We start from the raw sequence: 14,167 nt of genomic DNA, 5'->3' as shown, positions 1-14,167 counted from the left end.
CTAATTTTTAAGGTACTAGAATATCCAGCTCACGCAAGATATTGCATAGTTTGATCATCGGCATGCCCATTAACGTCGTCTGGTCCTGACCAATCATTTCTTCAAACAGACTAATGCCTAAGCTTTCACATTTAAAGCTACCAGCGCAGTGCAGAGGCTGTTCAATGTCAATATAACGTTCGATTTCAGCTTGAGATAGCTTGCGGAATTTTACCTTATAATGCTCAACCAGAGTTTGCTCAAAACCGCTAGATTTCTGTTGTACGCTCAGTGCTGTACTAAAATATACAATCTTGTCTGAATTGGCCTGTAACTGGCGAACTGCCTTTTCAGCAGTTAAGGGCTTGCCGATAAAAATATCTGGTGCGCCTTCACGCCAAGCCACCTGGTCAGAGCCAATGACGATTGCATCTGGGTGTTGCTCAGCCACATGTCGGGCTTTTTCAAAAGCCAGTCGCTTGGCTAAGTCATCCGCATGATTTTCACCTTGCGGTGATTCATCGATATCCGGGACGATCGATACGTAGTCAAGACGTAAGCGATTCATCAATTCTTTACGGGTCTGGCTGGAAGAGGCCAGAATAATCTTTGCGGTATTCATTAGACAGCGTATTCTTCTAAAACATGCAGAGGGACATAGGCTAGAACTGCTTTATGGCAGGCTTGCAGCTTGATTGGTGGCGCCTGGCCTGCTTCATAAGCTTCTACCCAGCGGGTCACGCAAATACACCAGAAATCACCTGGCTGAAGCCCCGGAAAACCGACTTCTGGTAATGGTGTAATCAGATCATTACCTACTTTTTGGGAGAAATTTAAAAACTCCGAAGTCATCTGTGCACAAACTGTATGCTGGCCCAAGTCACTAGGGGAAGTGTGGCAGAAACCATTACGGAAGTAGCCGGTAATTGGGTCAAAACAGCAGCTCGCCAATGGCTCGCCCAAAACATTTAAACGGTTTAAATCTGGATCTGGATGTATCGACATGGGTACTGAATCTGATGGATGCTTTTTTCTATCATAACAAAACTTTGGCAATCGTTAGCTTTTCTGCAAAAGATGCTAACCTTTTTCTGCATAATCATTTAAAATCGCCTCGTTTTTAATATCTATAAAGAGAGCTCTAGATGAACTTTCAACGTATGACTGACCTTGACCTTGCGGGTAAGCGCGTTCTTATTCGTGAAGATTTAAACGTCCCTGTTAAAAATGGCGTGATTACTAGCGATGCGCGTTTACGTGCAGCATTGCCAACTATTAAAGCTGCCGTAGAAAAAGGTGCAGCGGTTATGGTGTATTCACACCTTGGTCGTCCAGTTGAAGGTGAGCCTAAAGCTGAACAGTCACTTGCACCTGTAGCAGCATATTTGACTGAAGTATTAGGTCAGGAAGTAAAGTTATTCACTGACTACTTGAATGGCGTTGAAGTTCAACCTGGTCAAGTGGTTTTACTTGAGAACTGTCGTTTTAACGTCGGTGAAAAGAAAAATAACCCTGAACTTGCCGCGAAATATGCAGCACTTTGTGACGTATTTGTAATGGATGCATTTGGTACAGCACACCGTGCAGAAGCATCTACTGAAGGTGTGGCTCGTCTGGCGAAAGTGGCGGCAGCGGGTCCTTTACTTGCAGCAGAATTGGATGCTTTGGGTCGTGCGTTGAAAACTCCTGAAAAACCAATGGTGGCAATCGTTGCTGGTTCCAAGGTTTCAACTAAACTAGACGTATTGACTTCACTTTCTGATATCTGTGATCAATTGATCGTAGGTGGTGGTATCGCGAATACTTTCCTTGCAGCTGCTGGCTACAATGTAGGTAAATCACTGTGTGAAAGTGATTTGATCGACACAGCTAAAGCAATTGCAGCCAAAGTTTCTGTTCCGCTTCCAACGGACGTTGTGGTTGCTGATGCATCTGAAATCAATTTTGATGACTTCCTGGGTTCATTGGCTGCTGCTAAAGCGGTTGTGAAAAAAGTTGAAGATGTTGCTGACAACGACATGATCCTTGATGTAGGTCCAGAAACTGCAAAAGCATTTGCTGAAATTTTGAAAACGTCTAAAACGATTCTTTGGAACGGTCCAGTGGGCGTATTTGAAGTCGATCAATTCGGTGAAGGCACGAAAACTCTATCGTTAGCGATTGCTGAATCGGAAGGTTTCTCGATTGCAGGTGGTGGTGACACGCTTGCTGCGATTGATAAATACAACGTTGCTGACAAAATTGGTTATATCTCGACTGGTGGCGGTGCATTCCTTGAATTTGTCGAAGGTAAAACCCTTCCTGCAGTTGCGGTACTCCTAGAACGCGCTTAATTGCATGTTTTAGCCTAAAAAAAGCTGGCCAAGTGTCAGCTTTTTTTATGTCATTTTTTTTGACAGCGGATACTTACCATTCATGGCTTCGTCATTAAAATGCAATAAATCTGTCATAAGATGCACACATTAAATCACCAAATGATGAGATTACGTGATGAAAAAACAGTTAACTTTAGCGGCATTATTGGCAGCATCATTGGCACTGACTGCATGTGCGAAACAGGAAAATGCCCCAGCAGCTGAAGCAGAAGCTTCGGCAGCTGTTGCAGATGAGACTGTAACGCCAGAACAGCAAGCAGCGATTGATGCAATTGATCAGCCGGTTCTAGATGAAAAAAATACCGACATTCCTGCTGAAATTGCGAATGCTCCGGCAGATGCAGCGACTGCAGACGAGTCAGTTGCAGCAACTTCGGAAGCAGTGGCACCTTAATTGGGTCAATGTGAGACAAAATCCCTGCAAATGCAGGGATTTTTTTAAATAGTGTTATTTGTTGCTGAATTGAAACCTTTGTGCATGTAGAATATGTGGCATTCACTGGGAGGATATTATGGCTCTTATTTCATTGCGCCAGCTCTTGGATCACGCCGGCGAACATGCTTACGGCGTACCAGCATTTAACGTAAACAACTTAGAACAAATGCGTGCCATTATGTTGGCAGCAGACCAAACAAATTCACCTGTAATCGTACAGGCATCTGCGGGTGCACGTAAGTACGCAGGTGCACCGTTCTTGCGTCATCTGATTTTGGCAGCAATCGAAGAATGGCCACACATTCCAGTGGTAATGCATCAAGACCACGGTACCAGCCCTGACGTATGTCAACGTTCTATCCAGTTAGGCTTCTCATCAGTGATGATGGATGGTTCTTTGGGTGAAGACGGTAAAACACCAACTTCATATGAATACAACGTCGATGTAACTCGTCGTACGGTACAAATGGCGCATGCGTGTGGCGTTTCTGTTGAAGGTGAAATTGGTTGTCTGGGTAGCCTTGAAACAGGTATGGCGGGTGAAGAAGATGGTGTGGGCGCTGAAGGTGTACTCGATCATTCTCAGCTTTTAACTTCAGTTGAAGAAGCGCGTCAATTCGTAGCTGATACTAACGTTGATGCTTTAGCAATTGCTGTAGGTACTTCTCACGGTGCGTATAAATTCACGCGTCCACCTACAGGTGATATTCTTGCGATCGACCGCATTAAAGAAATTCACGAAGCACTGCCAAATACGCACCTTGTAATGCACGGTTCAAGCTCTGTGCCACAAGAATGGTTAGCTGTAATTAACCAGTATGGCGGCGATATCAAAGAAACATATGGTGTTCCTGTTGAGCAACTGGTTGAAGCGATCAAACACGGTGTTCGTAAAATCAATATCGACACAGACTTACGTTTAGCTTCTACTGGTGCAATGCGTCGTATGATGGCTGAAAAACCAAGCGAATTCGATCCACGTAAATTCTTTGCTGCAACAGTTGAAGCAATGAAGCAAATCTGTGTAGATCGTTACGAAGCATTTGGTACAGCAGGTAATGCTGACAAGATTCGTCCAATTTCATTGGAAAAAATGGTTTCTCGCTACTAATTGCTAGCCTGAAATCATGTTTGAAAGCCCACAAAAATCTTGTGGGCTTTTTTTGTATTAAAATAGCGTACTTAAAAATACTGATGAGCATGCAATGGAACTGATCTTTGCAGCTGCACTATGCAGCGTCATGGTCTCGATTTTACTCAAGACAGGAAGGAACAGGGGACTCAATCCCATTCATCTGATTGCATGGAACTATGCCACAGCAAGTGTTCTGTGCTATTTCTGGTTTAAACCCGATCTGGCACATGTATCAGTCACTCATACGCCGTGGTTACTGATTTTTGCCCTAGGTATCTTGTTGCCAAGTGTATTTCTGCTACTGGCTCGGGCTTTGCAAACAGCGGGGATCCTAAAGACAGAAATCGCCCAGCGTCTATCAGTCGTACTTTCTCTTGCAGCAGCTTATTTCATCTTTCAGGAACAGTTTAGCCAGCTGAAAATCATTGGAATCGGTCTCGGGATCACTGCGGTGATTTGTATCCTGCTGTCCAATCGAAATGATACTGGCACAGGAATTCGAGGTATGCTGTATCTGGGATTAGTGTGGGTCGGATATGCACTGATTGATGTATTATTGAAATACACCACCAGTTTAGGATTACAGTTCGCTGTGACGCTGAACCTGATGTTCATTTGTGCCTTTATTTTATCAATGGCTTATCTATTGATTAAATATCATCATTTTGGTGATTTGAAGCATATTGGTGCCGGGCTGGTTCTAGGGGGACTGAACTTCGCCAATATAGCGTTTTATGTTAAAGCGCATATGCTGCTAAAAGATACACCAGCGATTGTCTTTGCGGGAATGAATATTCTGGTAGTGGTATTTGGGGTACTTGCAGGCCTGGTCTTCTTTAAAGAGCGCCTAAAGCCTGCAAGCAGTCTCGGGTTGGTGCTGGGGCTTGCCAGCGTTATCTGCTTAGCCTATGCCATGTCTGCTTGACATAGGCACTGGCATAATCTAATGGTAGACGAATCAGGTCTTCTTTTTCAGCTAGGCCCAGAAGCATGCCAGCCTGTCGGCAGTGTGGGCAATGCGGATAACGATGCTGTTCATGCTTATATTGATGTAGATAGATTTTTTCGCAGTGTTTGCATTCAAATTTCATTGGTCTAGATGGAAGAACTGACATGGATACCTCTATTGTTATTCTGAATTATAAGTGTTCTTTAGTTAAGCAAAAATTAGGCCCATAATGACAACTAAAGGGGCTTTGCGCCCCTTTTATAGCATAAAATTCTTACAGTTTGGTGAAAACATCTTCAGCTTTCAGACGGGATTTTGGCAGCTTGGCATTGAAATCATTTTCACTGCGGTAACCCAAAGTCATAATTACAGATGGAATCAAGCCTTGTTCATTGAGCTTCAATTCTTCAGTAAGAATGCCTTCATCAAAGCCACCAATGGGCGTTGCATCTACACCTTCGATTGCTGCAGCAATTAACATTTGACCCAGTGCAATAAAGGTCTGGTTTTCCGCCCAACGCTGAATATCTCCTTTTTCATTACGGTAATATTCAACATAACCTGTACGGGTATTGCGCTGTGCTTCTTTGGCAGTTTCATCTTTAAAACGGCCGAGTACATCATCACGTTCCAGAAGATTATCTAAATGCTGCTCAGTAATGTCAGCTTTAGTGCAGAAAAGAATCGTATGCGAAGAATCCAATACTTTTGGTGCATTATAGGCATATGTGCCCACCAAAGCCTTGGCAATACGTGCTTTGGCATCCACATGATCAGCGATAAAAAAATGCCAGGGCTGGATATTAATTGAAGAGGGAGCCAGGCGAAGAATCTCGGTCAAACGATCAAACTGTTCCTGCGGAATTTTCTTGGATGGATCATAAGCCTTTGTCGTATAACGAGATTCAGAAACCTTAAGTAAATCCATAACTGGACTCCATTCGTCTTTGTTGATCTTGGATGGGGGCATACAGTAAAGTCATGCTGTAACTGAAGTGGATTATTACAATAAATTTCCTTCAGGCAAAGCGTAAGTTGTGCAGATATCTACTATTTATAATGTTAGCACTTAGAGCTTTGGCTAATGATAAAAGAGCTTTTCACTATTGGCACTTTTTGCCAAGAGGCGTTTAATAAGCTTATAAGCAATAACATGCAAGCGAGCGGGCGTATGCAATACACCAATTACTTCAAAAGAAAACTCAAAACTGAACAGCAAATCGGGTTATGGGTCGGTCTGGCAGATGCTTACGGTACAGAAATTGCTGCCAATGCCGGCTATGACTGGCTGCTGATTGATGGTGAGCATGCACCTAGTGATTTAAGAACCACGTTATCGCAACTACAAAGTATTGCAGCCTATCCATCGCAGGCAGTGGTACGTCCACCCATTGGCAGTGTACAGCTCATCAAGCAGCTTCTGGATATTGGCGCGCAAAGCTTACTCATCTCCATGGTTGAAACGGTTGAACAGGCCGAGCTGATGGTAAAAGCGGTACGTTATCCACCAGAAGGGATCCGGGGTGTTGGTGCAGCGCTGGCACGTGCTACTCGTTGAAATAGTATTCCGAATTATTACCAAACCGCCCATGAAGATATCTGTCTGTTGATTCAGATTGAATCGGTAAAAGGTCTGGAAAATCTGAATGAAATTTTAAAGGTTGATGGTATTGATGGTGTTTTTATTGGTGCAGTGGATCTGTCTGCGACCATGGGGTATCAAGGCAATCCAAATCATCCTGAAGTTCAAAAAGCCGTGATTGACGCGATTCAGCGGATTCGTGCTGCTGGTAAAGCGGCCGGTATTCTGTCGACACAACATGATATTACTCAAAAATATCTCGATTTGGGTGCTGAATTTGTTGCGGTCGGCGTGGATACCAGTGTACTGATGAATTCTTTGCGTGAACGGTTATCTAAATATAAGCAGGGTACTGAAGTGGTGAAATCTGAAGGTGGATATTAGCCACCTAGTATTTTCCAAAATAACGAAAGCAACTGATTACAGTTGCTTTTTATTTGTCTTGGTTTTATGAGGTCAGGTTTTTAAACTGTTTCAGAAATCAATGCAAAGCTTTGATTGCAATATATTTAGTAATGCCAGGTCATCAGCTGTATTTCTTGCTCAGGATCACCAGAAAGTTCAAGAATCTGCGCAGATTCTTCTCGCCAGTCGCCTAATACAATCCGCTTTTTTCCATTTACATCATGAATATTGGCACGATGAGTATGACCATGAATCAGCAGATCGACATCTTGTAGTGCGGTGTTAACAGCATCTTGATTCACGTCCATAACCTCATAGCTTTTGAATTGCTGCGCTTCATGGCTTTTTTTACGGAAACCTTGTGCTAACCGGGCACGAAAAGACAACGGCATTTTTCTTAAAAAGCCGACTAACCAGGGATGACGGATAATTTTACGGAATCTTTGGTAGCTGATGTCATCAGTGCAGAGTTCGTCGCCATGTTCTATACGAATATTTTTGCCAGTAATCGTTAAGAACTGAACATCGGGCAAAAGTTGTCCTGTGAACTGATTTAGAAAATCTTTGCCCAAAGCGAAGTCACGGTTACCGACTAGAAAATAAACCTGATTACCCGCTTTGGTAAACTGTTTTAAATGCTCAATAATTTCATCCAGCCAAGGAGCGGTATAGTCGTCACCAATCCAGGCATTAAACCAGTCACCCAGAATATAGAGTTGGGTATTCTTATCTTTATAGGTATCTAATAAATCTAAAAACCCCCGAACGAGTCGAGGGTGATCAGGTGACAAATGTAAATCGGCGATAAACAGATGGGTCACAAATCTTTTCCTTTTATTCCTCTCTAGATCCCTCATTCATATGAGGGATTTTCCATTACACCGTTTTAAAGGATCGCTTTAAAACTCATAAAGAACGGAGAGGACGTTTTTTATTCAGAAATGATTTTTGCAGATTCGATTACAACGTTCTCTAGTGGAACGTCAGCGTGGTAGCCACGGTTACCAGTGCGAACACCTTTGATTGTGTCAACAACGTCCATGCCTTCAACAACTTTACCAAATACTGCATAACCCCAACCTTGTGCAGTTTTGCCAGTATGGTTAAGGAAAGCGTTGTTTTTCACGTTAATGAAGAACTGAGCAGAAGCAGAGTGAGGTGCTTGAGTACGTGCCATTGCAATGGTACCAACGTCGTTGCTCAGGCCGTTGTCAGCTTCGTTTTCAATCGCGTCACGCGTTGCTTTTTCTTTGAAGTTTTCGTCCATGCCGCCGCCTTGAATCATAAAACCATCAATAACGCGGTGGAAAATTACGCCATCATAAAAACCGTCACGTACATATTCTAAGAAGTTTGCCACTGTTTTAGGTGCTTTTTCAGCGTTTAATTCAAGAACAATACGACCTTTATTGGTGTTTAATTCGACTTGAGGAAAACTCATTGTGTAATCTCCTGATCATGACCTTTGAAGTCATGGGTTTTTTTTAATGAGAGAAGCATAAGCAAACTGTAATCGACAAGGCAAGCAAAAATATACTTTTCTCGGATAAAATTCTGAAAATCGTATCTTATTTATGCATTGTTCCAGCAGGCAAATCCAGATGGTTGCCTGCGCTTTACCAATTAACAATGACACATTTTTTGCAAGAGTATGTTTCTTTTCTTAAACAGCGACATGCGATTAGATTTATGAAAAACTTCCGGATCATTCGTCCAAATTTGTATGCAATTGCAGCAGACCTAGCCTCATCATTTTAAAATGATTGAATAGAAAACAAATGCCACAGTTAGCAGTTGAGAGATTGATCACCTAAAGTTAAACTAGGGGACTTTAGTTTATGTTTTACGGCATGTCTAAAGCCTCCCGTAACAGGACATAAAACCCTTAATTTTAACTTTAGAAGTGAATGATTGATCATGAAGCCAAATGATGTTGTTACATCTCTGCCCGAGAACCCGACCCAAAACAAGAATGCAGTCGATTCAGCGCAGCAGCAGGAACAACAACCGGGCTTAGATTTTGTGCGCCAGGTCATCACTGATGATTTAGAAGCAGGCCGTACCCAACAAGTGGTGACACGTTTCCCACCTGAGCCAAATGGTTACCTGCATATCGGACATGTAAAAGCGATCTGTCTGAACTTTGGTATTGCTCAAGAATTTAATGGTTTATGTAATCTGCGTTTTGACGATACCAACCCGGATGCTGAAGAACAAGAATATGTTGATGGTATTGCCAATGATGTGAAATGGTTAGGTTTTGAATGGAATGGTGAGCCGCGCTATGCATCGAGCTATTTTGATCAGCTTTATACATGGGCTATTCAACTGATCGAACAGGGTGATGCCTATGTGGACTTACAGTCTCCAGAAGAAATCAAGTTAAATCGCGGTAACTTTGTAGAACCAGGTAAAAACTCGCCACAACGTGATGCCACTGTTGCTGAAAACCTAGAGCGTTTTGAGAAAATGCGCAATGGCGAGTTTGCGGAAGGTCAGGCTGTGCTTCGTGCCAAGATCGACATGGCATCTCCAAACGTGCATATGCGTGATCCGATTCTGTATCGCATCCTGCATTCTGAACACCATCAGACTGGCGACAAATGGAAAATCTACCCAATGTACGACTATGCGCATCCATTATCAGATGCCATTGAAGGTGTAACACACTCTTTATGTACACTGGAATTTCAGGATCACCGTCCATTCTATGACTGGGTGATCGAGAAAGTTCAATCACCAGCTGTTCCACGTCAGTATGAATCAAGCCGTCTGAATGTCGACTACACCATTACTTCTAAGCGTAAGTTGCGTAAACTGGTTGAAGGCGGATATGTGAATGGTTGGGATGACCCACGTATGCCAACTGTCGTGGGTATGCGCCGTCGTGGTTTCACCCCGGAAGGCCTGCGTGACTTCTGTAAGCGTGTAGGTGTATCTAAGGTTGATGGCAGTATTGTTGATGTAGCAATGCTGGAGTATTGCATTCGCCAGTCTCTGGAAAATGCGGCTGCACGTGGTATGGCAGTACTTAATCCACTAAAAGTGACTTTAACCAATCTGCCAGCGGATATGGATCTGACGCATTCTCGTCACCCAAATGTGGATATGGGCGAGCGTGTGATTCCATTGACCTCTGAAATTTACATTGACCGTAAAGACTTTGAAGAAGAACCACCTAAAGGCTTTAAACGTCTGATTCCTGGCGGTGAAGTGCGTCTTCGTCATGCTTATGTCATCAAGTGTGATGAAGTGATTAAAGATGAAAATGGTGAAGTGGTTGAGCTGAAATGTTCAATTGATCCTGAAACTTTAGGTAAAAACCCTGAAGGCCGTAAAGTCAAAGGTGTAATTCACTGGGTATCTGCAACGAAAGGTATTCCTGCAGAAGTTCGTATTTATGACCGTCTCTTCACTGAATCTGATCCAGAAACTGGGGATGATTTCCTGGCGAACCTGAACCCTGAGTCATTGAAAGTGGTACAAGCCGTAATTGAGCCAGCACTTGCAGAGGCTAAACCGGAAGACCGCTTCCAGTTTGAGCGTGAAGGTTATTTTGTAGCAGACCAATACGATCACTCAAGTGAAAAGCCAGTGTTTAACAGTATTCTGGACCTGAAAGACAGCTTTAAGCCAGGTAAATAAGTTGTTTCGGCTTAGTGACTTAAATTGTATTGATCATTTCCTGTCAAGGAAACCAATTGGCCTCGGCGGATTCAAAACAGTTTGGTTCTAATACCTTTAGATAGCCCAACTCCGGTTGGGCTATTTCTATGGAGAGTAAAACAAAAACATGATCGTCCGTGATAAAAGTAATAGTTTTAGTCTGCTGTTTGCGTGGCATGGCACCATTTTGCCTAAGGTATTACCCGCACTTATGTCAGTAATTTTGATTTCTGGGGTATTGGTGTATTTAAGCCGGGAGCACTTTTTTAGCCTGCCTGCAGTCCCTGCAATTGGCTTCACCATCTTCGGGGTAATTCTTTCGATCTTCCTGAGCTTCCGGAATACCGCCTGTTATGATCGCTGGTGGGAGGGGCGTAAGCTTTGGGGTGCATTGATCGCCACTACACGTCACCTGAGTCGGGATACTCACATACTCGATACTGAAAATAGGGAATTGCTCTTATACCGGATGATGCTGTTTACCCATTTATTGCGCGATCGTTTGCGTCAGCAAGAGAGTAATATTGAGCATTACCAGCCTGATACTCAGTTTGATCCAATTGCTTTCAATCAGCTTAAGCAACAGGTTAATCCTGCACAATGGGTATTGGAACAGATGCAGAAACAGTTAGTAGAATGTTATCGATCAGGGCAGATCTCCGATATTATTTATAATAACCTGAATCAGCATACGGTAGAGCTCGGAAATATTCAGGCAGGTTGCGACCGGATTCTGTCGACGCCGTTGCCATTTTCTTATTCCGTACTGTTGCATCGAGCAGTATATTCTTTCTGTTTTATTCTGCCTTTTAGTCTGGAAGCCAATTTAGGGTTATGGACGCCAGTCCTGGTGGCATTGATTGCCTATCTGTTTTTAGGCTTGGATGAGCTGAGTGCCGAGTTGGAAGAACCTTTTGGACTACAGGACAATGACCTGGCGCTTGATTCAATTGTGCGCCTGGTTGAGCGGGAAACTTTAAGCTCTATAGGACGGGAAATACCTGAACCTTTACAGTCCTGGAAAGGACATCTGAGTTAAGTTGGTTATTTTTGTCCATATTAAAAGCCCCATTTATTTGGAGCTTTTAATTAGCGTTTTTTCAGGTTGCTGAGTATGTTCCTGGAATTGTTCCTGTAGCTCACGGTATTGCTGTAAGCGTCGTTTTGCTTTGTCGCGTAATTTCTTTTTAATATATAGTGCCAATGCAAAGCAAGTGGTGGTTAATGTCAGGAACATACTGTTCATGAAGCTCATCATCGAACTGATATAACCAATGGTGGTTAGACGGTTCATCATGCGGATCACCTGCGGGCTGCTTTCCACGCCAGTAATTGCCCAGGTACATAGATGTTCACAGTTATTGATAATCAGATGATAATTATTTTCATGCATGCGTGAACGCATACGACGCACAACTTTACGGCCTTTGTATTTGGTATGCGCATATTCCTGAACCTGGATTGGTTTACCATGACTAAACTTGTCAATCGAAGTAATTTCAATCGGGTGCTTTTTAAATAAGTGCGCAAAACCGGAATAATGGATCACACGACCTCGTCCGGCATAAATACCATGATGGGTATAGCCGAAGTGTTTGACCATAAGGTGAGCACCTAAGGGAAAACGTTGAGTATGTTGCATATGCCACTGAATGCCAATTGATGTACAAATGTTTCAAGAAACCAAGTTTAACGGGTTTTTGTGATTTTATCGATGTTTATGTCTGAAAAATCAGCGAACTGATCAGTTGTGTTAATAATGGAATGATGAAAAAAAGTAGAAAGCTTAAGATTAAAATAGCCTAAGCACTATTGAGGATCACTACTCAACCAAGACAAGAGCTAGAGCAGAGCATACAGATTGAATAATGCTTCTATTTAAAAGTTTCAGCCAATAAAAAAGCATTTGCTTTCACAAATGCTTTTTTAAAATAAAGCCTGACCACTACTGTAATGGCAAGTGCTGCAGTTCATTCAGTTCCTTACGGCTATAGCCGCGAGAAGCGAGAACTTTTTTGATACCGACAATCACGTCTTCATCAGTTGCTTTTGCCAATGCTTCAAGAAGCTGTTCATTTGACTTACAAGCGCAGTCATTTTCAACACAAGCAATTTGATTCTTGTGTTCATTTTGTTGTTCAGCAGTGAACAACTTTTGCCAAAAACTCATAGAGCCTTCATACATGATCTAACATAGCTTGAAATATAGCCAATTAAATAAATAAAGCAATAGGACCTATGTGATAAAAGCAGCAAACAGTCTTCAAAATTTCCGATTGTAGTAGGTGTTTCAAACGATATTATTCAGTTGAAATACTGGAATTCATATATAAGTTCATTATTTTAAAAACAAAAAATGGAGCTATTAGAAACTCCATTTATGTAACAAAAAAATAAATTAGAAACAATATTTTTAGCGTTTTTCCAGCAGCACACCTGACTCCACATGATGGGTATATGGGAACTGATCGAACAGGGCAAATTTAGTAATTTTATGCGTCTGAGACAGCTGTTTCAGATTGTCATGCAATGTATCTGGATTGCAAGAAATATAGATGATTCGTTCAAAGCGCTGCAGTAACTTGAGTGTTTCATCATCAATACCGGCACGTGGTGGGTCGACAAAGACAGTATCAAAATCATAAGTTGAAATATTAATTTTGGCTTCTTGCAAACGACGGAACACACGTTCACCGTTATAGGCTTGGGTGAATTCTTCAGCAGATAGACGAGCCACCTGAATATTGTCGATACCATTCTGCTGAATATTCCATTCAGCTGCATAGACTGAAGATTTCGCCAGTTCGGTCGCTAATACACGACGGAAGCGGGTAGAGAGTGGTAAGGTAAAGTTGCCATTACCACAGTAAAGCTCCAATAGGTCTTTATCAGACTGCTGTGCAGCATTGCATGCCCATTCCAGCATTTTCTGGCAGACTTGCGCATTGGGTTGAGTAAAACTGCTTTCAATTTGCTTATATTGATACTTGCGATCGAACACAGTCAATTCTTCAACAACATAGTCATCAGTTAAAATGACTTTCTGCCCACGACTACGACCAAAAATCTTAATATTGAGTTGTTCTGATATGGCCTTAGCTGCAGCTTCCCATTCAGCAGTCAGTGGGCAACGATAAACCAGTGATACCAACATTTCACCTTTTAAAGTGGCAAGAAAATGCGCTTCAAAGAGACGATTTGATAAAATAGGCTCAGCCTTAAGTGCTGCCAATAAGAGTGGCATTAAGGCATTAATACTGCGGTCGGCCACCGGAAACTCATCAATACGGATGACTTTTTTATTATTGTTCTCATCACGTTCAAACATGGCATAAAACAGGTCATCTTCAGTATGCCAGATCCGAAACTCAGCACGCATGCGATAGTACTGTTCAGGTGATTCGAATACTTCTAAAGCAGGTGGTTGATATTCGGCAAATTGCGCGCTAATGCGTTCAACTTTGGCATCCAGTTGTTGCTGATAAGATGAGGTCATATGCAGTAAAAATCGCAAATATTTTGAAAGCCAAGATGGTAGCAAAAAATTGCTGTTCTGCCTAAGACTATTCAGGGAAATAGGCTGGAAAAGCTGCTAAAAAAAAGGCCAAATCTACAAAGGGGAGAGATTTGGCCTTAAGAG

15 protein-coding genes and 1 pseudogene are annotated in these 14,167 nt (G+C 42.4%); 7 read left to right on the top strand and 9 right to left on the bottom strand.

Translation table 11 applies throughout. The features are described from left to right. Positions 1-7: 7 nt before the first annotated feature. Together HADU_RS08295 and HADU_RS08290 are read right to left on the bottom strand one after the other, a co-directional pair. Positions 8-601 (bottom strand): Maf family protein, encoded by a 594-nt coding sequence (locus HADU_RS08295; protein ID WP_004812682.1) that lies wholly within the window; start codon positions 599-601, stop codon positions 8-10. Next, a complete protein-coding gene (locus HADU_RS08290) occupies positions 601-984 on the bottom strand; it encodes a DUF2237 family protein (RefSeq protein ID WP_005221773.1) in 384 nt (127 codons plus the stop codon). Before HADU_RS08290 ends, HADU_RS08295 begins: the two co-directional genes overlap by 1 nt. 140 nt (positions 985-1,124) lie before the next feature. Between HADU_RS08290 and HADU_RS08285 the strand changes: the two genes are divergently transcribed. From HADU_RS08285 to HADU_RS08270, 4 genes are all read left to right on the top strand, one after another. Further along, on the top strand, positions 1,125-2,312 hold the full coding sequence (locus tag HADU_RS08285; protein ID WP_008305266.1) for a phosphoglycerate kinase: 1,188 nt from the start codon (positions 1,125-1,127) through the stop codon (positions 2,310-2,312). Positions 2,313-2,469: 157 nt separating this feature from the next. Beyond that, entirely contained in the window at positions 2,470-2,748 is a 279-nt protein-coding gene (locus HADU_RS08280) for a hypothetical protein (protein ID WP_004812685.1), read from the top strand. 118 nt (positions 2,749-2,866) lie between these two features. Further along, positions 2,867-3,901, top strand: coding sequence for a class II fructose-bisphosphate aldolase (gene fba, locus HADU_RS08275; RefSeq protein ID WP_004812686.1), 1,035 nt, complete (start codon positions 2,867-2,869; stop codon positions 3,899-3,901). Between the two features lie 94 nt (positions 3,902-3,995). After that, positions 3,996-4,850: a DMT family transporter gene (locus HADU_RS08270; protein ID WP_008305263.1), complete on the top strand. Its 855-nt coding sequence runs from the start codon at positions 3,996-3,998 to the stop codon at positions 4,848-4,850. Here HADU_RS08270 and HADU_RS15280 read toward each other — a convergent pair. Then, on the bottom strand, positions 4,819-5,040 hold the full coding sequence (locus HADU_RS15280; RefSeq protein ID WP_004812688.1) for a hypothetical protein: 222 nt from the start codon (positions 5,038-5,040) through the stop codon (positions 4,819-4,821). The genes HADU_RS08270 and HADU_RS15280 overlap by 32 nt on opposite strands. A 108-nt stretch (positions 5,041-5,148) precedes the next feature. Continuing rightward, positions 5,149-5,802, bottom strand: coding sequence for an oxygen-insensitive NAD(P)H nitroreductase (gene nfsB, locus HADU_RS08265; RefSeq protein ID WP_008305262.1), 654 nt, complete (start codon positions 5,800-5,802; stop codon positions 5,149-5,151). A 243-nt stretch (positions 5,803-6,045) separates the two neighbouring features. Between nfsB and hpaI the strand changes: the two are divergent. Next, positions 6,046-6,840 (top strand): annotated as a pseudogene (hpaI, locus tag HADU_RS08260) (4-hydroxy-2-oxoheptanedioate aldolase). Positions 6,841-6,965: 125 nt separating this feature from the next. Here the strand turns inward: hpaI and HADU_RS08255 are convergent. Next, positions 6,966-7,682 (bottom strand): UDP-2,3-diacylglucosamine diphosphatase, encoded by a 717-nt coding sequence (locus HADU_RS08255; RefSeq protein ID WP_008305259.1) that lies wholly within the window; start codon positions 7,680-7,682, stop codon positions 6,966-6,968. A gap of 110 nt (positions 7,683-7,792) precedes the next feature. Beyond that, positions 7,793-8,302 carry a peptidylprolyl isomerase gene (locus HADU_RS08250; RefSeq protein WP_008305258.1) on the bottom strand — a complete coding sequence of 170 codons (510 nt, stop codon included), beginning with the start codon at positions 8,300-8,302 and terminating at the stop codon, positions 7,793-7,795. A 476-nt stretch (positions 8,303-8,778) separates the two neighbouring features. Here HADU_RS08250 and HADU_RS08245 point away from each other — a divergent pair, with 476 nt between their 5' ends. Both HADU_RS08245 and HADU_RS08240 read left to right on the top strand, forming a co-directional pair. Next, entirely contained in the window at positions 8,779-10,506 is a 1,728-nt protein-coding gene (locus tag HADU_RS08245) for a glutamine--tRNA ligase/YqeY domain fusion protein (RefSeq protein ID WP_008305257.1), read from the top strand. A 148-nt stretch (positions 10,507-10,654) separates the two neighbouring features. Next, positions 10,655-11,566, top strand: coding sequence for a bestrophin family protein (locus HADU_RS08240; protein WP_008305256.1), 912 nt, complete (start codon positions 10,655-10,657; stop codon positions 11,564-11,566). A 33-nt stretch (positions 11,567-11,599) separates the two neighbouring features. Here the strand turns inward: HADU_RS08240 and HADU_RS08235 are convergent, their stop codons facing one another. From HADU_RS08235 to trmA, 3 genes are all read right to left on the bottom strand, one after another. Continuing rightward, entirely contained in the window at positions 11,600-12,169 is a 570-nt protein-coding gene (locus tag HADU_RS08235) for a lecithin retinol acyltransferase family protein (protein ID WP_034592572.1), read from the bottom strand. Positions 12,170-12,472: 303 nt separating this feature from the next. Continuing rightward, positions 12,473-12,697: a hypothetical protein gene (locus HADU_RS08230; protein WP_008305254.1), complete on the bottom strand. Its 225-nt coding sequence runs from the start codon at positions 12,695-12,697 to the stop codon at positions 12,473-12,475. 243 nt (positions 12,698-12,940) lie between these two features. Continuing rightward, the gene (gene trmA, locus HADU_RS08225; RefSeq protein WP_008305253.1) at positions 12,941-14,023 is read right to left on the bottom strand and encodes a tRNA (uridine(54)-C5)-methyltransferase TrmA; all 1,083 of its coding nucleotides are present in this window, start codon (positions 14,021-14,023) and stop codon (positions 12,941-12,943) included. Positions 14,024-14,167 lie beyond the last annotated feature (144 nt).

Origin of the sequence: Acinetobacter sp. HA (assembly GCF_000264725.1) — a bacterium.
Taxonomy (GTDB): Bacteria; Pseudomonadota; Gammaproteobacteria; order Pseudomonadales; family Moraxellaceae; genus Acinetobacter; species Acinetobacter schindleri.
Note: the sequence above shows the minus strand (reverse complement) of the source record. Positions and strands in the feature narration are given on the sequence as shown.

Excerpts from the sequence above, each read along its gene's own strand:
- HADU_RS08295 (WP_004812682.1), bottom strand. The coding sequence starts at position 601 with ATGAATACCGCAAAGATTATTCTGGCCTCTTCCAGCCAGACCCGTAAA.
- HADU_RS08290 (WP_005221773.1), bottom strand. The coding sequence starts at position 984 with ATGTCGATACATCCAGATCCAGATTTAAACCGTTTAAATGTTTTGGGC.
- HADU_RS08285 (WP_008305266.1), top strand. The coding sequence starts at position 1,125 with ATGAACTTTCAACGTATGACTGACCTTGACCTTGCGGGTAAGCGCGTT.
- HADU_RS08280 (WP_004812685.1), top strand. The coding sequence starts at position 2,470 with ATGAAAAAACAGTTAACTTTAGCGGCATTATTGGCAGCATCATTGGCA.
- fba (WP_004812686.1), top strand. The coding sequence starts at position 2,867 with ATGGCTCTTATTTCATTGCGCCAGCTCTTGGATCACGCCGGCGAACAT.
- HADU_RS08270 (WP_008305263.1), top strand. The coding sequence starts at position 3,996 with ATGGAACTGATCTTTGCAGCTGCACTATGCAGCGTCATGGTCTCGATT.
- HADU_RS15280 (WP_004812688.1), bottom strand. The coding sequence starts at position 5,040 with ATGTCAGTTCTTCCATCTAGACCAATGAAATTTGAATGCAAACACTGC.
- nfsB (WP_008305262.1), bottom strand. The coding sequence starts at position 5,802 with ATGGATTTACTTAAGGTTTCTGAATCTCGTTATACGACAAAGGCTTAT.
- HADU_RS08250 (WP_008305258.1), bottom strand. The coding sequence starts at position 8,302 with ATGAGTTTTCCTCAAGTCGAATTAAACACCAATAAAGGTCGTATTGTT.
- HADU_RS08245 (WP_008305257.1), top strand. The coding sequence starts at position 8,779 with ATGAAGCCAAATGATGTTGTTACATCTCTGCCCGAGAACCCGACCCAA.
- HADU_RS08240 (WP_008305256.1), top strand. The coding sequence starts at position 10,655 with ATGATCGTCCGTGATAAAAGTAATAGTTTTAGTCTGCTGTTTGCGTGG.
- HADU_RS08235 (WP_034592572.1), bottom strand. The coding sequence starts at position 12,169 with ATGCAACATACTCAACGTTTTCCCTTAGGTGCTCACCTTATGGTCAAA.
- HADU_RS08230 (WP_008305254.1), bottom strand. The coding sequence starts at position 12,697 with ATGAGTTTTTGGCAAAAGTTGTTCACTGCTGAACAACAAAATGAACAC.
- trmA (WP_008305253.1), bottom strand. The coding sequence starts at position 14,023 with ATGACCTCATCTTATCAGCAACAACTGGATGCCAAAGTTGAACGCATT.